A 23,816-nucleotide genomic window follows, 5' to 3' on the forward strand; every position below is an offset into this window, starting at 1 on the left:
CGGTTCCTTTTACCATGGGCGGCCCCTTCAAAGCAGAGGCGACAATTGTGGAGATCAGACCGACAAGGGCACGTCCTGGCGCTGTTGCCGGGCATGACGCCGCCGCTGTATCAGACCCACCAGCGCCAGCAATATCAATGCGGGGATGAACATCCACTGTTTGGCCGGGCGGTCGGCTTCCACTTCCAGGTGGACGATCTCCCAGTCAAAATCAATGCCCACACTCTGCGCCGTACTGCCGAACACCACATTGTCGGCGTACACCTTATCCCCCTCTATACGGGTCTCCAGCCCGGCGCTGGCCAGCCGCGCCTCGCCACTACCGGCCGCACCCAGGGGTAGCAGAACGGTTTTTCGAATAAACTTGCCGTCCAGGTTTTCCCCGGCAACCGTGATCTGCAACTTGCCGTTCTCCCGGACGTTTTCCGCTACCCGGTTAATCTCGGTGGCGGAGATAACATCCATCGGCGCATACAGTTCATCCCACCAGAAACCGGGACGAAACAGGGTAAATGCCACCAGCAGAATGGCAATCGACTCCCAGAACCGACTCCGGGTCAACCAGTAGCCCTGGGTGGCCGCAGCAAACAGCAGCATGGCAATCACCGCACTGACAATCACCAGAAGCAACTCAAACCAACCGTCGATATCAATCAACAATAGCTGGGTATTAAAAATGAAAAGGAACGGCAGGATGGCCGTCCGGATGTCGTACATAAACCCCTGGATACCGGTCTTGATCGGATCGCTCTTGGCGATGGCGGCGGCGGCAAAGGCCGCCAGTCCCACCGGCGGCGTGTCATCCGCCAGGATGCCGAAATAGAACACGAACATATGCACCGCAATCAGGGGAACCACCAGCCCATTGGTGGCCGCCAACGTCACCACCACCGGCGCCATCAGACTGGAAACCACGATATAATTGGCGGTGGTGGGCAGTCCCATGCCAAGCACGATACAGATGGCGGCGGTAAAGATCAGCGCCAGTATCAGGTAACCGCCGGAGATGAACTCTACGAACTCGATCATCACCTGTCCTATACCGGTGAGGGTAATGGTGCCAACGACGATGCCGGCCGCCGCCGTCGCCACACCAATACCGATCATGTTACGCGCACCGACCACCAGGCCATCGATACAGTCATTCAGACCGTACCGGAACTCTATCCACTCCACCTGACCACTCTGACCACGAAAAAAGGCCACCAATGGTCGTTGGGTGATGACGATAAAAATCATGAACAGGGTGGCCCAGAAAGCCGCAAGCCCCGGAGAGAAACGCTCCACCACCAGGCACCACATCAACACCACAATCGGTAGCAGAAAATAGAGTCCGACCTTGACCGTGGGCCCCACTTCCGGCAGTTCGATCAGCGGGTTGTTCGGGTCATCCACTTCCAGCTTGGGATATCGTGCGGCGAATTTTATCAATCCGACATAGGCAACCAGGATCAGCAAAGAGACAATATAGAAGGCTGCCTCACCGGCGTAAGTCTTGATCCATCCAATACCGTAATAAACCGCCAACCCGATAAAACAGGTACCGGCGACAATGGCGGAAAAGGTCATCAGTTTCTGCAGCAGCGTCGTTTGGACCGGCCTTTTCAGTCCCTGCATATTGGCTTTCAGCGCTTCCAGATGAACGATGTAAAACAGGGCGATATAGGAGATCACCGCTGGCAGAATGGCATGCTTGATCACTTCGAGATAGGAGATACCGACATATTCGATCATCAGAAACGCCGCCGCACCCATCACCGGCGGGGTCAACTGTCCGTTGGTTGAACTGGCCACTTCGACCGCACCGGCCTTGGCACCGGAGAAACCCACCCGCTTCATCAGCGGAATAGTAAAGGTGCCGGTGGTTGCCACATTGGCGATCGAAGAGCCGGAGATCAGTCCTGTAGCCGCTGAGGCGACCACCGCCGCCTTGGCCGGACCGCCCTTCATATGACCCAGCAGGGCGAACGCCATCTTGATGAAATAGTTGCCCGCCCCGGCCTTTTCCAGCATGGCCCCGAACAATACAAACAAAAATACAAAACTGGTGGAAACACCCAATGCAACACCGAACACGCCTTCCGTGGTGAGCCACTGGTGGGACATCACCTTGGAGAGGCTCTGTCCTTTATGGGCAATGACATCCGGCATATAGGGACCGCCGAATGTGTAGATGAGAAAGACGATTGCCACCACCATCAGCGGGGGTCCCAGGGAGCGCCGGGTGGCCTCCAGCAACAGCAGCATGCCGATGGAAGCGATCACCAGATCCTGGGTAATCGGCGCTCCTGAACGACCCGATAAATCTTCATAAAACAGGTAGATGTAGGCCGCGCTGAAAGCACCCAGGACGGCGAATATCCAGTCCTGCAGCGGAATGCTCTCACGTGGCGAACGCTTGAACGCAGGATAGGCGGTAAACGCCAGGAACAGGGCAAACGCCAGATGAATCGAACGGGCTTCGGTATTGTTGAATACGCCGAAATTGAAAAAGAACGGCAGCGGTGAGGCGTACCAGAGCTGGAACAGCGACCACGCCAGGGGCACGCCGAACAGAACCTTGCCGGGCACGCCACCGGGATGTCGGGCACCACTGTCGGTCTGTGCGACCATCTCCTGCAGTTCCTGGTCGCTGACGCTCTCCTCTCTTGTGGGTTCCTTATTCATTCTGCTCTCCCAATGGGTCCCGTTTCGCGGCGAGGCCGCCCCTGCCGATACCGCTGGCCACCGGAGTGGGCTTGATCTGTAGGAGGCCCGCCCCGGGCCGAATTCGCGGCGAGGCACCGCTCCTACCACAAGAAGGGCAACGCCTCCGCTGCCAGTTCACGCTCATCAAACAGCCCTGGACAAACCCGCTCCCACACATCCTTGTGCTACGCGGTATAACTCCATCCCTGGACAAATCCGCTCCCGGCCATCCTTGGCCTCCGCGGTATAACTCCATCCCTGGACAAATCCGCTCCCGGCCATCCTTGGCCTCCGCGGTATAACTCCATCCCTGGACAAAACGGGCAGCCCGCCGGACGCCCGCTCAGTCGTCTTACATCAGGCCAGCCTCTTTATAATATTTCATCGCACCGTCGTGCAGCGGGGCCGACAGACCATCCTTGACCATCTGCTCCTTCTTCAGAACTTCAAAGGCGGGATGCAGCTTACGGAAGTCATCGAAGTTTTCGAACACCGCCTTGACCACCTGATAAACGGTATCAGCCGGGGTATTGGTGGAAGAGACAAAGGTGGCACCCACACCAAAGGTCTGCACATCATTGTCATTACCACGATACATTCCGCCCGGAATGGTGGCGACCCGGTAATAGGCGTTCTCCGCGATCAGCTTCTCCACTTCCGGTCCGGTGACCGAGACCAGTACGGCATCACAGGTGGTGGTGGCCTCCTTGATGGAACCGGAGGGGTGACCCACAGTGAACACCATGGCGTCGATCTTGTTGTCACACAGGGCTTTTGACTGCTCGGCAGACTTCAGTTCTGAAGCCAGGGAGAAGTCATCCTTGGTCCAGCCCAACGCTTCCATCAACACCTCCATGGTGCCACGCTGACCGGAACCGGGATTGCCGATATTGACCCGTTTTCCCTTCAGGTCGGTGAAGGTCTTGATGCCGGAATCGGCACGCGCCACCACGGTGAACGGTTCCGGGTGCACCGAGAAGACAGCGCGCAGTTCCTTGTTTGGACCGCTCTCCTCAAACTTACTGGTGCCATGATAAGCGTGGTATTGCCAGTCTGACTGCGCCACGCCCATGTCCAACTCACCCGCACGGATAGTGTTCAGGTTATAGACCGAACCACCGGTCGACTCCACGGAGCAACGGATGCCGTGCTCCGCGCGGTTTTTATTCACCAGACGGCAGATCGCGCCGCCGGTGGGATAATAGACACCGGTAACACCGCCGGTACCGATAGTGATAAATGACTCCGCATGGGCGGCGCCGACAACACCCAGCGCCAGTCCCGCCAGCAGTGCCAAGGTGGTTACTTTTTTCTTCAACATGATAAATCCTCCTGAGTGAACAGTTTCAGCTTGCTACCTTCACTGGTAGCAGTTTGTTCCGCAAAATGTGCAGCCTACCCGTGCCCGGATAGCCGCACGATGCCAAGGAAACGTGCCTACCTTCCCTTGAATTTCGTTTTGCGCTATTCAATAAACGCATTGATCGCCGGGACCACGCCCGGGCATCTCTCCCTCGTGCCGTGCCAATCATGCCGCCTCCTGTTGCGGGTTTAGCAAGACGCGTGCATCCAGCACGCAATAATCCCCGGGCCTTGCCAGCACCGGGTTTAGATCCAGCTCGACGATTTCGGGGTGGTTCATGCAGAGATCGGAAACCGCCAGCATCAGGGAGACCAGCGCCTGCCGGTCTACCGGCTCCCCGCCCCTGATTCCATCCAGGACTTTACTGCCACGAATCCCATCCAGCATCTCCAGCGCATCGGCTCGGCGCAAAGGCAGCGTGCGAAACACCACATCCCGCAACACTTCCACAAATACGCCACCGAGTCCGAACATCATCACCGGACCAAACTGCCTGTCCTGGGTGACACCAATAATCACCTCCACACCCGGCTCCGCCATCGGCACCAACAGTACCCCTTCGATCCGAGCGTCCGCCTGGTAGCGCAGGGCGTTGGCCAGGATCTCATGATAGGCCTGCGGGAAATCGTCGCGCATCAGGTCAAGCTTGACACCGCCCGCATCCGTCTTGTGCAGGATGTCCCGGGACACCAGTTTCATCACATAACGCAGATCCGGCGGGGACGGCGCCATGTCGCTGAATCCTTCTTCATCCCGGATCACCTGCGGCACGACAACCTTCGCCCCGTAGGCGGCGAGTGCATCCAGCGCCTCGTATTCATACAGGCTGCTACGGCCTGCCTGCAGCACTTTGAAAATCAACTCGGATACCGGGATTGACGGATCGGCCGCTGCTGTTTGGTCATGGATCGACAGGCGTTTTTTTGCCTCGCTGTAGTTGACCACGGCAGCCAGGCAGCGGGCTGCTTCATCAATGGAGCTGAACAGCGGGATATTCGAACTTTCGAGATAGCGCAGCGGTTCAGGCTTGAGCGGCCGGTAAAGACTCTGCAGCAGCAGTGGTTTTCCGAGACTGCCCGGCAACCGGGCCAGCCGCTCGGCACACTGCCGCTCCTCGCCGGCAAGCGATTCGGAAAAACGCAACGCATAGCCACCGAACAGACCGACGATCAACAGGGCATCGATCCGGCTGTCGGCCAGCAGGACCTCGGCACAGTCGGCGAACAGTTGCGGATGATTATCGGTGCCACCGGCCACATCCACCGGATTATTGATAGCGGCGGCCGGTGGCAACAGGCTACGCAGCTGCTGCCGGGTCGTTTCACTCAACGACGGAATCGACAGACCGAGCTGATGCAGGGCATCGGCAGCGATGGTGGCGTGCCCCCCACCATCGGCGAGAATGGCGACACGGTTGCCGTTGAGCGGTAACCATTCTGCGGTTGACGCCAGAGTACTGGCAACCGGCAGGATCTCGTCGGCCCGCTCCACCAGCAATACTCCGGCCTGTCGCATCACGCCTTTCGCCATCTCATAGCTGCCGGCCAGTGCACCGGTGTGGGAGCGTGCCGACTGCTGGCCAACCGCGGTACGGCCTGACAGGTAAATGACCAGCGGCTTTTCCAGGCAGATACTGGCGGCGGATTGCAAAAAACGCCGGCCCTGTTTCAGCCCTTCCACATAGCCGACAATCACCCGGGTATGTGGGTCGGCGGCGAAGTAGTCCAGATATTCGTGAAACTGCACGTCCGCCTCGTTACCCACACCCACATAGGTGGAGAAACCCAGCGTGGCGTGCTGCCCCCCTTCGGTCACCAGCGAGAGCGCCATGTTGCCGGATTGGGAGAGCAGGCCAATCGAACCGGTACGCAAATCCCGATAGCCAACCAGGTTGGCGCCGCAATGGGTATTGAACATGCCGGAGGTGTTGGGACCGATGATTCTCAGCCCACTCTCCCGGGCCGCCCGCACCATCTCATTCTCCAGCGCCAGCCCCACCTCTCCGGTCTCGGAAAAACCGGTGGCCAGTACCACCGCCCCACGAATTCCCTTGCTTCCGCAGCGGCGGACAAGCTCAGGCAAAGTGTTTGCGGCGGTGCAGATCAAGGCCAGGTCCGGTGCCTCCGGCAGGCTCTCGACCGTGGGATAGCATGCCAGCCCCAGCACCTCTGTCTCTTTCGGATGGACCGGATAGATTGCTCCCTGAAACTGATTCTGCTGCAGATAACGGATCGCCAGGTTGCCCCTTTTCCCGGCGTCACGGGAGGCACCCAGCACGGCAATGGAGCGAGGGGCGAGAATCTGCTGCAGCGGATTGTCCATTGGCCGGGTCATCTCAGCGTCCCTCGAAGCGCGGTGCACGTTTCTCCCGGAACGCATCCACCCCTTCCTGCCAGTCCCGGGTGGTTGCACAGAAGGTCATGCCCTCCAGTTCCGCCTGCAACGCATTATCAAAACCCTGTTGCAGCGCATGATTGAGTTGCCGCTTGGCCAGCTGCATGGAGTGCGGTGCGCCAAGCGCCAGCTGGCGGCAAAATGCCCGAACCTCCTCATCAAACCGGTCATCGGCGAAACAGCGGCTGGCCAGGCCGATGCGCAACGCCTCCGCACCGTCTATCTTTTCTCCCAGAAACACCAGCTCACGCGCCTTCGCCAGCCCGACCAGGCGTGGCAGGGTGTGGGTCACGCCGCCCCCCAGGAAAGTGCCGATGGTGATCTCCGGCAGACCGATCCGGGCGGACGCCTTCATCAGTATAAAGTCCGCCGCAATGGCCATCTCGGCACCGGCCCCCAGGGCATAACCGTTGACCGCCGCCACTACCGGTTTGGCGGATTCGCGAATGGCCCGACATACCTGCTGTTCCGCGTTCAGGTACTGACGGCGCTGATAGGCGCTGCGTGTGGCCTCGCCATGGGCCTTCATGTCGGCACCAACACAGAAGGCGCGTCCTGCACCTGTCAGCAGGATCACCCTTACATCTGGCATCTGCTCCAGCCGTCCAAGCTGCTCCTGCAACTCCGCATAGAGCGCTTCATTGACCGCGTTCAGCCGCTCCGGACGGTTGAAGCGCAGCTCGGCAATGCCGTCATCACAGGTCACCAGCAGGTTTTCATGTTGGCTGTTCATATCTCAAATTGCATTTTCCCGATCAACTTTTCATAGCGCATAAGCGAGTCCAGCGCCTTGTCGCCCAGTTTGCGTGCCACCAGGGAGAGCAGCACTTCGATAAGCACCAGGGATGCGCTCATGCTGTTACTGAAGAAGGTGCCGGAAGTGGGCGAGATGAAGGTATAGCTGGCCGAGGCCGCCAGCGGCGAGGCGTGGTTGTCCGTGATCGTCACCACCGCAACCCCCTGCTCCCGCGCGACCTGCGAGGCCGTGACTGTACTGCGGGTGTATGGAGCACAGCCGATGGTAAACAACAGGTCACCCGGTTCCAGCTGGGAGATTCCATGAATAATGCCATGCTCGGCAATACTCAGAACCGAGACATTGTTGCGGATCAGACCCAACCCATAGGAGAGATAGTTGGCGATCGGATAGGACTGGCGCAAACCATGGGTACGTATGCGCGGCGCGTGGACCAACAGATCCACCACCCCATCCAGTGTCTTGCTGTTGAGGTTATCGACCATACTGGCGATGTTCTGGGTCTCCTCATTGGCGATCCGGGTCGCCAGATGCATCCCTTCATGACGGTTATCCTCACGCTGAAACAGCTGTCCGGCACGCCGGCTGTAGAAGTTTTCCGTACCGGCGGTGTAATCCCGAAAGATTTTCTGCAGCTCGGCGAACCCCTTGTATCCGAGGGATTTGGCCAGCCGGGTCAGGGTTGAGGGGTTCACGTCGAATGTCTTGGCCAGATGCGATATGGAGGAGATCGCGGATTGCTTGGGATAGGTAATCATTCCGTCCAGCACCTCAAGCGCGCGCTTGCCGACTTTAAGCTCCGCGGTGCCTGATTTCAGGTCCGCCAGCAATCGGGAGAGCTGCTCCAGGGATTGCGGCCCGTTCACGCTCTCCATGCCGGTGGCGTTCTGTCGCTGGCTATCCATAGTCTCCGGGGGTTGTTACGCATCACAAAGGGTGCTGAACTGCCCTAAAGCATAGGCAGCAGAATGGATGAATGCAATTTTATTTGCTTTATTATTATATTTACGCAAACTTTATGTGCTTTTATGCGGCATGCCGGAATCACATCTGTTCGATACCGTCGGTATGCGCGTAAAACCGGTTCAGGGTTGACTCCGCCACGGATTCGCACACCAGGATGGCACCCTCGCCGGGAATTCGGCCCGGCGCGAGCCTCCTACAGATCAAACTCACGCCGGCGGCCAGCCGTACCGGTAGAAGCTGTTTCAGCCGGTCGTAAGTTTTTTAGAGGCCGGTCAAAAGGTGACGCATTATGAATATCGACAGGGCACGGGAGCTGATACAGGTACAGCTACAGTTCGGCAGCGGCTACAACCGCAATGCAGTGCGCATGATTCTCGGCGAGATGCAGCGCACCCAGGGTCAGCAGGCAGTGGACGGCCTGATCCAGGAGTTTGACCTGGAACAGCATTACGGACTCAGGGTGGGGACAGATTTTAGTCGTGTGGGGGTCTGAGGCGGACTATCCATAGGGGAGGAAACCGGCTCCGGGCTGGCATGGTCCGCCCTATGGATCTGGAGTGATACGGATGGTGTAACGGTGCAGCAGGAAGGCAGCGGCGAAAGCCAGCAGACCACCGAATTCAATGGCAAATACAAACACCACCTGCCAGGGATCTATCAGCAGACAGCCCAGCGCGGTTCCACCAATCCAGAACAACAGACCGAACAACGCACTCCGTTTCAGCGAACGGCGGTAATTGGAGTGAAACCGTTGAGCACAACCAGGACAGTGGAATTCGGGCCGGCGGGCCACCCAGGATTCGACTCGCTGGCCACAGCCCGGGCAGTGAAAACGGTTGATATCCATAACAGCGGCCTCTGATCCGACCGATCAGATGCTCCACCCTTTGCGTGGACGGGCCGCGCGACAGGCCAGGGTCAGGGCCCAGAACTCGCCAAAATCATTCACCACCACATCCGGCTTGTGCGGGTGCCGCTCGGTGCCGGGAAAGATCTTGTCCAGCCACTGCTGATCCCACTGGGCGCCGTTGAAAAACACGCTGGTGACGCCAGCCCGCTTGGCGGCGATGGTGTCGGTGGTGCTGTCGCCGATATACCAGATCTCCGGCCCCGGCAGCAGGTGGAGATTGTCCAGCGCCTTGAGTATCGGCTCGGCATGGGGCTTACGCAGCGCCGTGTCGTCACCGCACACCGTGGTGTCGAACAGGTCGGTCCAGCCGGTACCTTCCACGGCCGCCAGCTCGTGCTCGAAAAACTCGCGATCACGGTTGGTCAGCACCCCCAGCTTCATATCCAGCGCGCGCAGTGCCACCAGCATATCCTTGACCCCGGGTTCAAACGGGTAAACAGCGCCAAAGTGGTTGCGATAGTGCCGGTTGAACGCGGCATGGGCAATCTGCTTGGCCTCCTCATCGCTACCAAACAGCACTTCAAAAATATCGGTGCGGGAGATCTTCCGGTCCGCCTTGATCTTGGGATGCAACTGATGGTAATTGCGCACGTGCTCCACCAGTTTGGCATCCTCAAGAGTCTTGCTGTGGGCGGAATCCACCAGGCGCTCCGACAGTCCCAGCGTATCGAGCTCGGGCAGCATATCATCCACCGCGTGATACATGGCATCCAGGGTATCCACCAGGGTGGCGTGCCAGTCAAACAGCAGCAGCACCGGGGCGGTCAGGTCCACCACCGCCGGATGCCAGTCCGGTTCGATACGGGGCGGCGGCGGGCGGCGCGGTGGCAACGGTTCCGGCCGGCTCGCCCAGATGGCGGATCGTTCCGGTGTTATCGTTTCCGGCTCCAGCTTGTAGAGCAGATCCAGCAGTGAATCGAGATCATCCACCACCGCGTCCGGCTTGTGTGGATGCTGCTCGGTACGGGGAAAGATCCGTTCCAGCCAATCCCAGTCCCACATGGCGCCGTTGTAGAAGATGCTGGTGATGCCGGCCTCCTTGGCGGCGATGGTATCGGTGCGACTATCCCCCAGATACCAGACATCCGCTCCCGGTTCGGCGTTCAGGTTGGCGATGGCCTGGAGCAGAACATCCGGTGCCGGCTTGTGGTGAGTCACCTCATCACCACACACGGTGGTGTCAAACAGCTCGACCCAACTGCCCCCTTCCAGGCTGTGCATCTCCTGCCCCAGAAACTCCCGGCTGCGGTTGGTCGGCACCCCGAGGCGAATACCCAGTTTTCGCAACAACAGCAACCGCTCCCGCATCCCGACCTCGAACGGCTTCACTTCACCAAAATGGTCCCGGTAGCACTCGTTGAACGCCTTGTGGGCAATCGAGATCGCCTCCAGGTCGGGACCGAACAGGGCATCAAAAATATCCGTCCGGGAGACCCGGCGTTCGGCGCGGATCTTGGGGTGCAGACGCCGGAAAATACGGACAAAGCGGACCAGCTTGACATCATCCGGGGTCTTGCTCAGCTCCTCCGGGGCCAGACGGTTCAACAGACCCAGCTCTTCAAACTGCGGTAGCAGATCATCGATGGCGCGATACATGGCATCCAGTGAATCCACCAGCGTGGCATGCCAGTCAAGCAACAGGATCCTGGGGGGGGTGAGTTTTCGTACAGTGGAATCGATTCGATAACTCAACGGACACAGCTCCTCTCATCAGCGGCGTAGCCCCGAATGTACCGCCACTCGGTTGCAAAGCAATAATTCACCATGAAGCAGCAGTGAGTATTGCACAGAGGCGATCATGGCGTGAAGGTTATCTCACCCCGGATAACAGGCGCGACATCAAACAGCGCTCCAGGTTGAAGTCCGCCGGGTGTAAGGCTATTCTTCCCCGATCGAGCGTCGCCCAAGACCATTCCCCAATTTAACCATCCATTGGAAAAATAATGAAAAAGTACCTCCTCATCGCCAGTCTGGCACTGGCCCTTCTGGGTTGCGACAATGGCACCCAGGTTCCGAAACCAGAGCCTGGCAAGCAGACCAGCCTGACAGAGAGCGCGGTGGACATCGCCCAGGACAAGTACACCCTGCTCAATACACCCCTGCCAGCCGATGAACTGGGCGCCAGCGCGCCCTATGTGGTGGAATTTTTCTGGTTCGGCTGCCCCCATTGCTACAGCCTGGAACCCCTGGTCAAGGCATTCAGGCAGGACAACCAGGATATCCAGTTCATCACCATCCCGGCGGCGCCAAACCAGCGCTGGGAGATCGAGGCGCGAATCTATTACGCCATGGAGGCCCTGGGGGTAAAGGAATCCCACTATGATCGGGTGTTCAAAATCTACGCCGACAAGCGCAATGAAAAGCGCTATCCGACACTGGACGAAGTGGCCGACCTGTTCAGCGACGCCGGTATCACTAGGGAAGCCCTGGAGCAGCAGATGAACAGCCAGGAGGTTTCAATACTGATCGAACGGTCAAGGCGCCTGTTCGATCAGGCGGAGCTGACTGGCGTGCCCGCATTGATCATCAATGGAAAGTACCAGCTCGACTTTGCCAAGCTGGATGGCGAACAGTTTGCAAAGGACTTCATGCAGACCATTCGAGCCCTGGGGGAGAAATAGAAATCGAAGGCGCAGAAGGGATCGGAGCCCTACATCACCCAAACAGTTCCTTTGCCAGTTGATGGCAAACCGTGTAAAACTGATACAGATTACGATATTCGGCGCTGAATAAAGAAGCATATTCACATGCCGGGTTATGACTCTTCCCGTCTGACCGGAGACAGAACGATGCTGGATGTACGACTAAACGCCCTCAAACGGGCCATGCAACTGGAAAAAGAGGGTATGGCCTACTACCAGGCTTCCCGCGACAAAGCTACCAGTGAAATCGGACGCAATATGTTTGAATATCTGCGCAAGTCCGAGGAGGGCCACATCCGGCGCATCCGCGAGATCTACCACACCCTGGAACAATCCGGCGTCTGGCCAGAGCACCCCCCCGTGGCCGAAGAAACTGGGGATGCGTACAAAACCATCTTCACCAACGCCCTGGCCGAACTGGATGAAAAACAGCATCTGGATGCTGACGATATCGCGGCGCTTGAGCAGGCCGCCGAGTTCGAGCGCAAGGGCGAGAATTTCTATGCCGAGCGGGCGGAAGCCGTCACCGATCTGTTTGAGAAAAACTTCTATACCCAACTGGCCCACGAAGAGTTCCATCATTTGAAGGCGATCCAGGACAGCATCCTGATGCTGAAAGATCCGCAGGGATTTTTCGCCGATCGTGAATTCGGCACACTGGCGGGATAGTGTTTTTCTGTTTGCGGTCGATCCGCTACCGGGGCGGCAGCACCTGATTTTTCAAAGCGACAAACCGGGAGGGGCAGGATTTACCCCGGCAGTTCCCGGTTATCATCCCCCGCATGCTGGCCAATCGGAATGAAGGTCATCAGGGTATGGGCGGCAAAACTGATCAGCGCCAGAATCAGCGCCAGCCAGGCGAAAGTCTCCACCTTTGGCTTGAACAGCACAAATCCGGCATCAAACAGCACAACAGTGACCAGCGCCGCAATCGCCGCACCGGGCAGGGTCAAAAACTTGCCGAATCGGCCAAGCAGAGTCACCGCCAACGCCGCTGCAGCGCCGATGATGATCCCGTAAACAATGTGGTACATGATCGAGGCGAACCAGGCACCGCCCGATCCGACGCTCTCCGCCAGCGTCGCCCAATCGGGTAGCAGTCGTTGGATAACCGGCCCGGCCAGCACGCTGACCATCAGGGCGGTGGCAAAAATCTTCAGGGTTCCAAAACTGTTCATATAAGCTCCACCTATAACGATTCGGCAATTATAGGCTGAGATCGAATCAATACGAATTGATCGTAAGCAAACCGGGCGGGATTCGCGCCCGCCATCGGCTCAGAAATGGAGTCGCCTGAATATGGCCGGGAAAGATGGATTTTCAGGTTTTCTTATGACTGCCATCACACAGGGGTTTATTCTGCGACCCCTTGCAGCCGCAAAAGTAGACAGTTCCTGACTCTACAGCCTCATATTTCACCGGGCGGAACTCTGTCACCTTATGCGAACCATCGCAGAAGGGTTGGGTTGCGCTCCGGCCACAGGCACACCAGTAGTAGGTCTTGCCCTGTTCGACCTCAACCGCAAAGGGGCTATCTGCTGCACGTACGGGTTCACTCATCACCTGTTCTCCTGATCCGATTAACGCTCAACTGCTAAGAGAGGCATTAATCATAGCCCAACCCGGAGTATTAATTTGAACAGGCTTTGTGTTGAAATCAGAGTGAGAACATCGCTTCCAGATCGTGTCTGGAGTAAGCCTTGAATGCCAGCATGGTATCGGTCTTTTCGATGCCGTCGATCTTGACCAGTTGATCGGTCACCAGTCGAGCCAGATCATCATTGTGCTCAACACGCACAATGGCCACCAGATCATAGTTGCCGGTCACCGAGTAGACCTCGGATACCTCATCCATCCCGGCCAACTGTTCCGCAATCTCATTGATCCGGGTACGGACGACATTCAGTAAAATAATCGATGTGATCATCAGCTTGCTCTCCAGAGGTCAATAAATATTGCGCTCAACGGCGCGCAACCGGTCACGCATCTCCCGCACCACTTCACTGTGTTTTCGGGTGCACCGGCGCCACTCCAGATAACGTTCACGTTTCTTGCCGTATTCGTTATATTTTTCCGGTTCATCACCACAAATTCGGTACATTTGCGCCGTGGCCACATCCAGATCCTGCCTGGCTTTGGATCGTGCCTCTGCATGGGCAGACTCACTTTCGCGTACCTGGTCCATTTTTCCATTGGCCCACTCGATGGCACACTGGTACTCATTCACCGGTTTCTGATAGCGTGCCAGATCTTCGTTGAATGTGCTCTTTTTCTGATAGGAGGATGTGTACCTGGAGCGCTTTTTAGGCGCCAGAAACTGCTCCAGAGCCTGTGTTGAGCGCTCCAGCGACTGGCTCCAGTGCTTGATTTGATCGTTCAGCCGTTTGACCGACAATCGCTGTCGGTCTGTTTCCAGCGGCAACTTCAACTCGCCACAATACAGCTGATCATCAACCAGGGCGGGAACCAGCACGGCCCCGGAGGTCTGGTGGACCTGAACCTGATCCTGTGCCACCGGTGTTTCATTGTTCAGCGGTGGCGTCTGGCTGAAGTGGACGCCGCCGTCCTCATCCACCCACTTATACATCTTGGCCGCATGGAGCCCGGAATGGTGAAAGACAAGCGCAATCAATAACATGCAAAGTGATAAAACTGGTTTTTTAACTGGCATTCCGCTCATAGGGCTTCGCTATATCCACAACAATGACCGGACAAATTTAGCACAAAAGCGCCTGAAGCCGGAGCAGTTTATGCCATCCGGTTTTTGGTAATGTCCCGCTAGTCCTGGCCACCGCGGAGGATGCGTGGAGCATCCGCCTTCTGTTGATACACGTTCAGCAGATTTCCCAGCAGCATCAATCCTGCACCCAGCATCAACGCGACATCAAACGCCTCGTGATAAAACAACACACCGACTACCGCAATCAGCGGCAGGCGAAGAAAATCCAGTGTCACCACAATACCGGCCTCGGACAGTTGCATCGCCCGGGTAATGCAGTAATGTGCAGTCAGGGCGGTAATACCCACCAGCAACAGCCACAACCACTGGAGGGGATCCGGCAGGCGCCAGGAGGAGAGGGAAAGCAACAAGCCGACCGGCAGTTGCACCAGGCACATATAGAACAGCACCGTCAGGGGATGGTCGGTATTCGAAAGAGCCTTGGTGGAGACATGGGCGACGGAATAGCAGATCGCCGCGGCGATCACAATCAGTGAAGCGAGATCAAATATCTCCGAACCCGGCCTGACAATCACCAGGACACCAGCAATTCCGAACAAAATGGCCAGGATCTTTTTGGCCGTCAGCCCCTCCTTCAGAAACAAGGCAGCGAACAACAGGGTCCATATCGGTACGGTAAACTCAAGAGCAAACACCTCCGCCAGCGGCAATAATCCGATACCGGTGAACCAGCCATACTGTCCGCCAAAGTGGAACAGGTTTCGGCCGATATGCAGGGCACCTCTCCGGGTGGAAAAAAGAGCAACACGCCCGGTACTGTAGATAATCAGGGTGATGAAAATCAGGCCGATCAGGCTGCGGAAAAACAGTGTTTGAAAGGTATCGATCTCTCCCGACAGCTCACGAGCACCCACCGCCATCAGGCAGAAAGAGAACAAGGCCCCCATCATCCATAGCACTACCCCCATGAGCTCTCCTGATTAACCATCGGTAATGTGATGACCGGCGTGCCGACATACTGGCTTACATGGACATCTCAAGATCATCCACGACCTTGTCGATGCCGGCCTGGGCACAGGCCTCGTCAGTTTCACCGGAGGGCGCACCGCTGACCCCCACGCCACCGAGCAGCATGCCGCCAGCCTGAACCGGCAGGCCACCGGCAGACATCACCAGTCCTTCGACACGACCAATCGGTGTATTGGCACGGGAAACCAGTTGTGAAGTAGCGGCATTGAAATTGACCGCCGTAAAGGCCTTCTGCCGACTGATTTCCAAGGTAATGGGCGCGGCGATTGTGTCCCGCAGCACGGCTTGTGTTGTGCCCTCACGGTCAACGACCGTGACGCCTATCTGAATGCCCTCCTTACGACACGCCTCGATCGCACCATGGGCAATCTCCTGGGCCGTCTCCAGGGAGAGGCGCTTGATATTGATCGTTCGGGATACCTCATCAGCCGGCAGAGTGTTTGACAGCAGGACGCCCAGGCAGATTGCACCAATTCTTCTTTTCATATTCATTTAACCCCCAAATTTATTTTCAATCGCTATTGTACTGGTTTGCCGTAGCAACAGAATTGTGGAAAACCTCAGTATGCGTTTTGCTAAAAAACAGGATTGCCCATCTACCCAAGAGGAACTACCGCTACTTTAGTTCGTTGAGTTTTTACACCGGGGCCCAGGCAGTCAGATAGACTACCGAAATATAGCGTAGCGCCTTGCCAGTGCCCACCAGCAGCAGGAACAGCCAGAGACGGACCTTCATGATGCCGGCAATCAGGGTCAGGGCATCCCCCCCCACCGGCATCCAGGCGAGCAACAGGGTCCAGAAACCGTAACGCTGAAACCAGCGCTGGGCCCGTTCGATCTGTGCCGGCTTGAAATAGAACCAGCGTCGGTCCTGAAAGTGCAGCAGGTACCAGCCCAATAGCCAATTGACCACGGCCCCCAAGGTATTACCGAGCGTGGCAATACTCACCAGCACGATGGGATCACCGCCATCGCGCAACAGGGCGAACAGAACCACCTCAGAATAGAACGGAAGAATGGTGGCCGCCAGAAAGGCGGAGCTGAACAACAGCAGGTACGAAAGAATCATGCCGTATCCTGCAGCAACCAGCGAAACAGCGCAAACTGGGACGGCAGGTAGAACAGGTATTCCGGATGCCACTGTACGCCAATGATTCTGCATCCGGTGGTCGATTCAACAGCCTGGGTAATCTGGTCCAGGTCCCAACCCACAACCCTGAGATCGGGACCGTGCTCTTTGATTGCCTGATAGTGCAGACTGTTAACCCTGAGATGGATCTTTCCGCACACCGAGGCAATATTCGAATCTTCTGCCAGCCGCACCTGCTTGGTGGGTAACAGACCAGGCCGGTTGTAAGTGAGTTTGCGCAACTGACGGATATCCTGGTGCAGGGTACCGCCTAATACCACGTTGATCAGTTGGGCGCCACGACAGATCCCCAGCAGTGGTATGTGCTTCTCCAGTGCATACTTTATCCAGCCGATCTCCAGACGATCACGTTCCGGATCCGCTTTGACCATGGCGTTGATATCACCGTTGTAGTGTTCCGGTGCAATATCGTCTCCACCGCCAATAATCAATGCGTCTGGAGAATCGCCGCTGAACTGGTGGCGCACACTGATCCGTTCCGGCACGCCACCGGCCAGGCGTAATGCAAACCGGGTGCACCACCAACTGGGAGACCAGCGTCGTGCATTGCCGGTTACACCAACTCGTGGTCTCTTAACCATTGATCAATAAACTCAACCCAGCTCGAACGCCCTACGCCAATCACTGGCCGTTCCGCCGCAAGGAAGGCAGACGACAACTCATCCAATGCACTCCTCTGGTTGGCCAGGCGTTCGACCACCAACCAGTTATTCCAGGGATCTACCAATGTCCAGTCAGCCTTCTCGACATGACAATCGGGAAGCCGATAATGAAAAGCGGGCCTTGACTTGATCTTCGGATCATCCACGGCACGGCGCACGCGGTCATTGTCTATGTCAGACAGTATTGGCAGCATATCCAGGGCACGGTTGCGCGTGGCATTATGCTGAAGATAGTCAGAAAAAACCTGATCCAGTGTCGGTTCAGACCGGGAAAACAACTGTTCCAGATAGGCTTGTGGAAACAAATCAATGTAGGGGCTGATTTTACGTGTCACATCAACCTGCAGATCGTCAACCAGCCACCACTGCAGGAGTGCAAAGGCACGCAGATAGGCGTTCAGTGTGCCGGCATCGAGACTCGGAATTTCGGTATTCACATGAACCCCATAGGCAGCAATCGGGGAATGTTCGGTCCCGATGGCCCCGGCCTGGCGCAGGGCGTCAACCATGGGTAGCAGAGCCCCTAGATCCGCAATCGGAATCGGCGGGCAAACCACCTCCATTGGCACCAGCAGGGTCGCCGCCTGACTCAGCAGATCGACCCAGTCACCGCCCTCCTCCGCCTGCTCACTCCTCGCCGCTGTACGCTTGAGAAATTCCCAGTCCAGCTCGATATTAAACGTACCCAGATCCTCTACATGTAATTTCCGCTCCGCTACCGATATGCTCTCTACAACACCTTTCAGTGAAGACACCAGTGCCGTCTCCGTCTGATCAAGTGTCAGGCCGGTGAACTCCAGCTCGAAGCCGACCCGCCTGGGTGTATCGTCCTGCTTGTATGTAACCGGCGGACCAATGAATACAGCTTCTTGTTGTGTCATAGATCTCCATAAAATGAATTAATCTGACCGGTAAATCGATAACGCGATCCGCGTGATATTAAGAGCCACCGCAGGGTGGCATAACGTGCAATGTACTTTTATAGAACATTGCCAGACCCTGATGTTTCAGCCATACCGCGGGGCAAACATGATTATCGCCATACCGGTCAATGCAACAGCCGAACCCACCAGATCCCAGGACGTAGGCTGAACGCCATCAACGGCCCAGAGCCAGAGAATGGCCACAAACACATAAACACCGCCGTATGCCGCGTATACTCGTCCGGCCGCCGTCGGGTGCAGCGTAAGCAGCCAGGCGAACAGGGAGAGACTAAGTGCGGCAGGAACAAGTAACCAGGGGGATCTATTCTGGTTAAGCCAGAGATACGGCAGATAGCAGCCAACAATTTCCGCCAGCGCGGTTAATAGAAAAAGCCCTACCGTTTTAACTTCAGACATACCGCATCACACCGTTTGCCGTCTACTCCTGAAGCCCCAACGCATCCAGGATTTTCCCGGTTTCAACAAGTATATTTTCCCGCTGAACAATCAATGTTCTGGGGATTATTGATCGGTATTTTTCCGGCAGTACAGAGCCGGTGGACAAGATCACTTCAGCAAGCTCTGCGGCCAGTATTTCAATCTGTTTTTCTTCATATCCCTCTTCCTGTTCAATCTCATCCGGTACCATAACGGGCTGGTTCATCAGATAGACACTGTAAAAATCCGCGATCTGAATGATATCGACACGCAGGCGCAGCAATCGCTCATCCAACGCATCAGTCGGCAGATTATAGTTGTGGTGATTGGCAACAATATCAGTTATCGCCTTGGGTATCTCCCAATGCACACAGGCATCGGCTCCGACCCGAACATGATCGATACCGCAGGTTTTCATCTCAGCATCGAGTAGCGCGGCAGGCGTCGACCAGCGATTTTCATCAATACGGGAAGGACCCTCCGGAACGGCCTGAAAAATGATGAATCGCCCGATATCATGCAACAGCGCTCCGAGGTAGATGATTTCACTTTCCAGATGCAGATCGGGCATCACCTCCACCAGCTTTTTCGCAATTACCGCAACTTGTACTGAGTGAACCCAGAGATTTCGGTCACTCTGATTACGCGGTTCAAAGGAGTCCATCAAGGACAGGCTGGCGACGATACTGGCGATTTGCCGGGAGCCGAGTCTGGCTATGGCATGTTTAAGACTGAACTTCTCCGCCATCTGACTGGACTTGCAGGTCTTTGCGGCATACTGGACCAGCCTGATGGAAAAGGTTGGGTCCTGCCTGGCCAGGTGATATACCTGATCAAGAAAGTCATCATCATCCGGACTCAATACCAGCAGTTGTGAGACGACGGATGGCAACAGAGGTAATGAACCGATCTTATTGTTGATGGCTGACGAATACTGCTGCTTATTTGGCCCGATACTATTCATGAGAGCACCCGCATTACCTCATCCCCTGTATTGGGATCTGCCTTAGGTATCAATAGTAGCAGATCCCGATACAGGGGAAGGTTTGATCCATAACAGAACTACGGCTGTGCATATGGCCCGTCTCACCTCATTCGGCTTCAACTGTGTTGGTGGATAAAAGTTAGGTCAAGCCGGAGCAGAAATGCGGCCACTTTCAGAATGGCACCGGGTACTGCCGATGGACCGATGCAATATCATTCAGTACAGCCTCACTTAAACAGAGTGCAAATGCGGCGATATCTTCCCGCAGCTGATCCATTGAAGTGGCACCGATGATAGTAGAGGTCACGCCATCCACCTGATTACACCAAGCCAGTGCCATCTGGGCGGGAACAAGCCCGTGCCGGGTCGCCACTTCGGCATAAGCCTTTATCGCACTATTGCTCACTCCGGTATCCCGAAACAATCCATTACGCTGCATTTTGCTCCAGCGGGTACCTGGAGGCCGGGCACCATCAATATACTTCCCTGTCAACGCCCCACCCGCCAGCGGTGACCAGGGCAGATAGGCCACATCGGCGTGCACGCAGTTTTCGATCAGATAGGGCCAGTCCTTGGTATGTAGCAGATTGAATTCATTCTGAATCGAAGTCACGCGTACAAGATCATGCTGCTCACTGAGACGGATATACTCATTGATGCCCCAGGGGGTATCGTCAGAGAGTCCAAAGTGGCGGATTTTTCCCGCTTTAACACAGGCATCAAGCGCCTGCAAAATCTCCAGCATCTGCCGGGAATGGACCGTTGCCTCCACTTCCGTGAAACGCAGCATCCCTGGATGATGTTTGGCAAAGTGGGGGGAGGTGCGATTGGGCCAGTGCAGTTGGTACAGGTCGATATAATCCGTCTGCAATCGCCGTAAAGAGGCATCCACCGAAGCGATGACCGCCTCACCGGTAATATCGCCGCCCTTGCGGATGTATTCCAGGCCGTTACCGGCGATCTTGCTGGCAAGAACAAACTCGCCACGCCGGGTTGAATTGGCCGCGATCCAGTTACCTATAAGGGTTTCTGTCGTTCCATAGGTCTTTGCCGTAGGCGGTATGGCGTACATCTCCGCCGTATCGATAAAGTTGATCCCCTGGGACAGGGCGTACTCTATCTGTGCATTGGCATCTTGCTGACTGTTCCGGGTACCCCAGGTCATGGTGCCCAGACACACCCGGGATACCCTAAGATTACTGCTGCCCAGTCTGGAATATTTCATAGAAGATGCCCTGTTTTTTCTCTCTGCAAATAACCGTGCGAATATTGTCAATCAATTTCCATAAATAACACACAGCAATATTAAAGCCCCCGGTACAGTTATCAACCATGTATGGCAGCCGGTTTTACCCATGGCACTTCCTGTAACCCTCCAATCTCTCTATTTTGAAACTTCCTGGAATCGCCCCCCTCCAACAAACCCGGCCTCTCTACGTCGACCACACACAGGGTAAGGATTCCGCTATGCTGCTCTTATGGATCAATCCAGGAAATCCGGGACCATGTTGAACGTGATACTGATAGCGGCCGGCATTTACGCTGTCTTACTGCTCATCGTTTATCTCAATCAATCCAGCCTGCTCTATTTGCCCGGCATGCCATCACGGGAACTCACCGCCAGCCCACGTGATATCGGCCTGATCCATGAAGATGTGCGGCTGCTGACCGACGACGGCGTGGACCTGCATGGCTGGTATATTCCCACCGAGCGCGCGCGCGGAACCCTGCTGTTCTTCCATGGCAACGCGGGTAATATCTCCCACCGGCTGGAATCATTGCAGATCTTTCATCAACTGGGACTCAACGTCCTGATCTTTGATTACCGTGGCTATGGACAAAGCCAGGGACAACCCGGCGAGCGGGGAACCCAGTTGGACGCCCTGGCGGCATGGCATCATCTGGTGGACATCCGGGGCGAATCACCTGATCGAATCGTACTGTTCGGTCGATCACTCGGCGGCGCATTGGCAGCCTGGCTCGCTGCACGCGTGCAACCCGGCGCACTTATTCTGGAGTCTGCCTTTATCTCGGTACCGGAACTGGCGGCCGAGTTGTACTGGTGGCTGCCGGCCAGATTGCTTTCCCGACTGCAATACAACACACGGAATTATCTGGCTGAAGTGCATTGTCCGGTGCAAGTGATACATAGCCGGGAGGATGAGATCATCCCCTATCGACACGGCCAGTCACTCTATGAAGCGGCACATCCGCCGCGAACCTTCCTGGAACTCAGGGGCGACCATAACACGGGATTTATTGTCAGCGGGGATAACTATATGCGCGGCCTTGAAACCTTTCTTACCGCTCACCTGCCTGATCCATTAAAAGAACACCATCCATAGCCTACTGTTGTTCACCCCCACGCTTCGGGATGTGGCAGAGGATGGTGGATGGGACGCCAAGAGTTCATCCACTCTTACCCTGTTTTTATTAATGTTGTTATTCCGGTCTTTCGTACTACAGTTTAACCACTGCAGTGCCGTCTTTAGTTACGCAGACACCCCTCCAGCTATATCTACCGAGAATGACTTAAACAACATTGATCGGACCGACGATGATATGAGGGCGCAGCAGGAATCAGGAACGGCAAGAGAAACGCCAAGCGTAAATGAGATTGGCGAGACCCTGTAACAACCCGCTCTTTCGGTAGTTTTTCATTTAGGAATAAGGAAACACTGATGAGTATTTTTATCACACAAGGCAACTACACCGGCCAGGCGATCAAGGGAATGGTTAGTAATCCCGAGGATCGAAAAAAAGCTGTAGCCGGTCTTATGGAATCAGTCGGCGCCAAACTCCTTCAGTACTATGTTACCACTGGCGAATACGACTTTTTGGTCATCGCCGAAGGTGACAGTTTGACTGATGTCCTGGCCGGATTGATGATCGCAGGGTCATCTGGTGGCGTCACCAACCTGAAAACCGTCCAGGCATTGACCACTCAAGAAGCCAAGTTATCAATGGAGAAAGCAAAAACTGCCCGGGCTGGATTCAAGGGACCTGGTGCCGGTAGTTAAACTTCCATTTTGCAGCGGCAGACGTCACTACCCTGACGGTCTGCTGCTGTAATGAAAATTCATGGTAATTCCGCACTCCTACAGGGCTTCGCCAAGAAGGCTCGACTTACCAGGCTATCAAATGACGTGTAAACAGCACCGCATCAAATGATAACCCGGTAACGTTCGCTGATAGTCTATTACTCTACAGCCACCGAGACACTGATCAGGCCAATCACATCACCGGCATCGAATCCGTCTTTTTCAAAACCCAGCATATCGAGTTCACCTTTCGGTTTTCCGTGGCAAGCCAAACAGGGTGGCATGAGATTAATCGGATCAAAATACCGGTAGACCTTCTGCTTTCCCATCATTGCAAACTCGCCTTTGGGTTTTGCCTCCGTACCGGCATTCACAAACTCGGTAAGTACTTCTATTTCCTTTAAATCCGGAGCATTACTTGGGTGTCGGTAATTGACGGAAGGCTGTTTGGTTACAATACCCGTCCTGGAGTTAAACATCAGACCGGTCTCTCTCGCCCACTTGGCTGGCAGGAAATGTTTCCATTTGACTCCCTGCACATTCAGCCGGTCCTGATTATTATCCATACTCAACTTTCCGGCCCATATCAGCTTGTCAATGATGCGCTGTTGCGTAGGAGAGGCATCCATAAATTCCGCCTCAAGTGCAGATTTCCACTGATCAGCAAACACATCGCCACTGAAGCCTTTATCGCCGAGGGTCGGATCAGTCAGTTTTCCCATCTGGGCAAATATCACCAGTCTGCCAATAGCAAGTGATTTTGATATCATCACTGCCGTTGAATGGGCCTCAGACTCATTCACCTTCTCCAGAAACAAATATTCTGGAAAACCACCTTTTGCAGCTATTCCAATATCACCTGAAGCTTTCGCACACAAAGGCAATAAAACAGATAAAGAAATCAGTAGTATTTTCTTCACAGTTATCCTCCACTGGACTTTTTATGCCGCACTTTTCCACAAGCAATCCTGTGCGGCGGCCAGGAGTTACTTTCCAAGCTATTTTCGATCGATAGCTTTGGTAGCGTGTATGGAAAAGTGAAGGTGGAAGATAGTAGTTATTTTATATTTTTATAACCATACTGCCTAAGAAGACTATCAGATAATTTAATTTGAACAAACACATTTTTATATGGATGAAAAACCGGAATCCTGAATGGCTATACAAGATCAGTGATTTGCATCATTC

General features: G+C 55.6%; 25 protein-coding genes. 5 read left to right on the plus strand and 20 right to left on the minus strand.

Translation table 11 applies throughout. The annotated features are described in order from the left end of the window. Nucleotides 1-54: 54 nt before the first annotated feature. The 5 genes from ACHZBF_RS11035 to ACHZBF_RS11055 all read right to left on the minus strand — a co-directional run bounded on the left by ACHZBF_RS11035 (nucleotide 55) and on the right by ACHZBF_RS11055 (nucleotide 8,107). Nucleotides 55-2,667, minus strand: coding sequence for a TRAP transporter permease (locus ACHZBF_RS11035; protein WP_037374752.1), 2,613 nt, complete (start codon nucleotides 2,665-2,667; stop codon nucleotides 55-57). Between the two features lie 373 nt (nucleotides 2,668-3,040). Further along, the gene (locus tag ACHZBF_RS11040; RefSeq protein ID WP_029132593.1) at nucleotides 3,041-4,009 is read right to left on the minus strand and encodes a TAXI family TRAP transporter solute-binding subunit; all 969 of its coding nucleotides are present in this window, start codon (nucleotides 4,007-4,009) and stop codon (nucleotides 3,041-3,043) included. A 207-nt stretch (nucleotides 4,010-4,216) separates the two neighbouring features. Beyond that, a complete protein-coding gene (locus ACHZBF_RS11045; protein WP_321528427.1) occupies nucleotides 4,217-6,385 on the minus strand; it encodes an acetate--CoA ligase family protein in 2,169 nt (722 codons plus the stop codon). Nucleotide 6,386: 1 nt separating this feature from the next. Continuing rightward, complete coding sequence (locus ACHZBF_RS11050) at nucleotides 6,387-7,178, minus strand: enoyl-CoA hydratase/isomerase family protein (RefSeq protein ID WP_037374751.1); 792 nt, start codon at nucleotides 7,176-7,178, stop codon at nucleotides 6,387-6,389. Continuing rightward, nucleotides 7,175-8,107, minus strand: a complete 933-nt coding sequence (locus ACHZBF_RS11055) for a MurR/RpiR family transcriptional regulator (protein ID WP_051301875.1) — start codon at nucleotides 8,105-8,107, stop codon at nucleotides 7,175-7,177. Before ACHZBF_RS11055 ends, ACHZBF_RS11050 begins: the two co-directional genes overlap by 4 nt. 350 nt (nucleotides 8,108-8,457) lie before the next feature. Here ACHZBF_RS11055 and ACHZBF_RS11060 point away from each other — a divergent pair, with 350 nt between their 5' ends. Then, nucleotides 8,458-8,661 (plus strand): hypothetical protein, encoded by a 204-nt coding sequence (locus ACHZBF_RS11060; protein WP_029132589.1) that lies wholly within the window; start codon nucleotides 8,458-8,460, stop codon nucleotides 8,659-8,661. Between the two features lie 51 nt (nucleotides 8,662-8,712). On the opposite strand, the gene ACHZBF_RS11065 is transcribed toward ACHZBF_RS11060, so the two are convergent. Beyond that, on the minus strand, nucleotides 8,713-9,015 hold the full coding sequence (locus ACHZBF_RS11065; RefSeq protein ID WP_029132588.1) for a hypothetical protein: 303 nt from the start codon (nucleotides 9,013-9,015) through the stop codon (nucleotides 8,713-8,715). A gap of 24 nt (nucleotides 9,016-9,039) precedes the next feature. Then, the gene (locus ACHZBF_RS11070) at nucleotides 9,040-10,770 is read right to left on the minus strand and encodes an HAD family hydrolase (protein WP_281179366.1); all 1,731 of its coding nucleotides are present in this window, start codon (nucleotides 10,768-10,770) and stop codon (nucleotides 9,040-9,042) included. A gap of 251 nt (nucleotides 10,771-11,021) precedes the next feature. Between ACHZBF_RS11070 and ACHZBF_RS11075 the strand changes: the two genes are divergently transcribed. Further along, the gene (locus tag ACHZBF_RS11075; RefSeq protein WP_321528428.1) at nucleotides 11,022-11,699 is read left to right on the plus strand and encodes a thiol:disulfide interchange protein DsbA/DsbL; all 678 of its coding nucleotides are present in this window, start codon (nucleotides 11,022-11,024) and stop codon (nucleotides 11,697-11,699) included. A gap of 126 nt (nucleotides 11,700-11,825) precedes the next feature. Then, nucleotides 11,826-12,389 (plus strand): ferritin family protein, encoded by a 564-nt coding sequence (locus ACHZBF_RS11080; RefSeq protein ID WP_273437254.1) that lies wholly within the window; start codon nucleotides 11,826-11,828, stop codon nucleotides 12,387-12,389. A gap of 80 nt (nucleotides 12,390-12,469) precedes the next feature. Here ACHZBF_RS11080 and ACHZBF_RS11085 read toward each other — a convergent pair whose 3' ends face one another. From ACHZBF_RS11085 to ACHZBF_RS11140, 12 genes are all read right to left on the minus strand, one after another. Then, nucleotides 12,470-12,898 (minus strand): hypothetical protein, encoded by a 429-nt coding sequence (locus tag ACHZBF_RS11085; protein ID WP_321528429.1) that lies wholly within the window; start codon nucleotides 12,896-12,898, stop codon nucleotides 12,470-12,472. Nucleotides 12,899-13,040: 142 nt separating this feature from the next. Then, nucleotides 13,041-13,280, minus strand: coding sequence for a CDGSH iron-sulfur domain-containing protein (locus ACHZBF_RS11090; RefSeq protein ID WP_029132583.1), 240 nt, complete (start codon nucleotides 13,278-13,280; stop codon nucleotides 13,041-13,043). A 97-nt stretch (nucleotides 13,281-13,377) separates the two neighbouring features. Continuing rightward, nucleotides 13,378-13,647: an Lrp/AsnC family transcriptional regulator gene (locus ACHZBF_RS11095; protein ID WP_029132582.1), complete on the minus strand. Its 270-nt coding sequence runs from the start codon at nucleotides 13,645-13,647 to the stop codon at nucleotides 13,378-13,380. A gap of 18 nt (nucleotides 13,648-13,665) precedes the next feature. Next, entirely contained in the window at nucleotides 13,666-14,400 is a 735-nt protein-coding gene (locus tag ACHZBF_RS11100) for a DUF4124 domain-containing protein (RefSeq protein ID WP_321528430.1), read from the minus strand. Between the two features lie 98 nt (nucleotides 14,401-14,498). Next, nucleotides 14,499-15,368, minus strand: coding sequence for a DMT family transporter (locus ACHZBF_RS11105; protein ID WP_245621677.1), 870 nt, complete (start codon nucleotides 15,366-15,368; stop codon nucleotides 14,499-14,501). A gap of 55 nt (nucleotides 15,369-15,423) precedes the next feature. Continuing rightward, complete coding sequence (locus ACHZBF_RS11110; RefSeq protein ID WP_029132581.1) at nucleotides 15,424-15,915, minus strand: GlcG/HbpS family heme-binding protein; 492 nt, start codon at nucleotides 15,913-15,915, stop codon at nucleotides 15,424-15,426. Nucleotides 15,916-16,066: 151 nt separating this feature from the next. Beyond that, a complete protein-coding gene (locus ACHZBF_RS11115) occupies nucleotides 16,067-16,498 on the minus strand; it encodes a YqaA family protein (protein WP_084609826.1) in 432 nt (143 codons plus the stop codon). After that, nucleotides 16,495-17,160 (minus strand): gamma-glutamyl-gamma-aminobutyrate hydrolase family protein, encoded by a 666-nt coding sequence (locus ACHZBF_RS11120; RefSeq protein ID WP_321528431.1) that lies wholly within the window; start codon nucleotides 17,158-17,160, stop codon nucleotides 16,495-16,497. Before ACHZBF_RS11120 ends, ACHZBF_RS11115 begins: the two co-directional genes overlap by 4 nt. Then, complete coding sequence (locus ACHZBF_RS11125) at nucleotides 17,133-18,122, minus strand: amidoligase family protein (RefSeq protein ID WP_321528432.1); 990 nt, start codon at nucleotides 18,120-18,122, stop codon at nucleotides 17,133-17,135. Before ACHZBF_RS11125 ends, ACHZBF_RS11120 begins: the two co-directional genes overlap by 28 nt. A 126-nt stretch (nucleotides 18,123-18,248) precedes the next feature. Beyond that, nucleotides 18,249-18,581 (minus strand): YnfA family protein, encoded by a 333-nt coding sequence (locus tag ACHZBF_RS11130; protein ID WP_029132577.1) that lies wholly within the window; start codon nucleotides 18,579-18,581, stop codon nucleotides 18,249-18,251. A gap of 22 nt (nucleotides 18,582-18,603) precedes the next feature. Beyond that, on the minus strand, nucleotides 18,604-19,566 hold the full coding sequence (locus tag ACHZBF_RS11135; RefSeq protein WP_321528433.1) for an HDOD domain-containing protein: 963 nt from the start codon (nucleotides 19,564-19,566) through the stop codon (nucleotides 18,604-18,606). Nucleotides 19,567-19,759: 193 nt separating this feature from the next. Continuing rightward, nucleotides 19,760-20,812: an aldo/keto reductase gene (locus tag ACHZBF_RS11140; protein WP_321528434.1), complete on the minus strand. Its 1,053-nt coding sequence runs from the start codon at nucleotides 20,810-20,812 to the stop codon at nucleotides 19,760-19,762. A gap of 280 nt (nucleotides 20,813-21,092) precedes the next feature. Between ACHZBF_RS11140 and ACHZBF_RS11145 the strand changes: the two genes are divergently transcribed. Both ACHZBF_RS11145 and ACHZBF_RS11150 read left to right on the plus strand, forming a co-directional pair. Further along, nucleotides 21,093-21,932, plus strand: coding sequence for an alpha/beta hydrolase (locus ACHZBF_RS11145; RefSeq protein WP_029132574.1), 840 nt, complete (start codon nucleotides 21,093-21,095; stop codon nucleotides 21,930-21,932). Nucleotides 21,933-22,268: 336 nt separating this feature from the next. After that, nucleotides 22,269-22,607 (plus strand): GYD domain-containing protein, encoded by a 339-nt coding sequence (locus ACHZBF_RS11150; RefSeq protein WP_029132573.1) that lies wholly within the window; start codon nucleotides 22,269-22,271, stop codon nucleotides 22,605-22,607. Nucleotides 22,608-22,786: 179 nt separating this feature from the next. On the opposite strand, the gene ACHZBF_RS11155 is transcribed toward ACHZBF_RS11150, so the two are convergent. Continuing rightward, nucleotides 22,787-23,548: a Tll0287-like domain-containing protein gene (locus tag ACHZBF_RS11155; RefSeq protein WP_273437240.1), complete on the minus strand. Its 762-nt coding sequence runs from the start codon at nucleotides 23,546-23,548 to the stop codon at nucleotides 22,787-22,789. Nucleotides 23,549-23,816: the final 268 nt, after the last annotated feature.

It is taken from the genome of Sedimenticola selenatireducens, from assembly GCF_963675335.2.
Lineage (GTDB): Bacteria > Pseudomonadota > Gammaproteobacteria > Chromatiales > Chromatiaceae > Sedimenticola > Sedimenticola selenatireducens.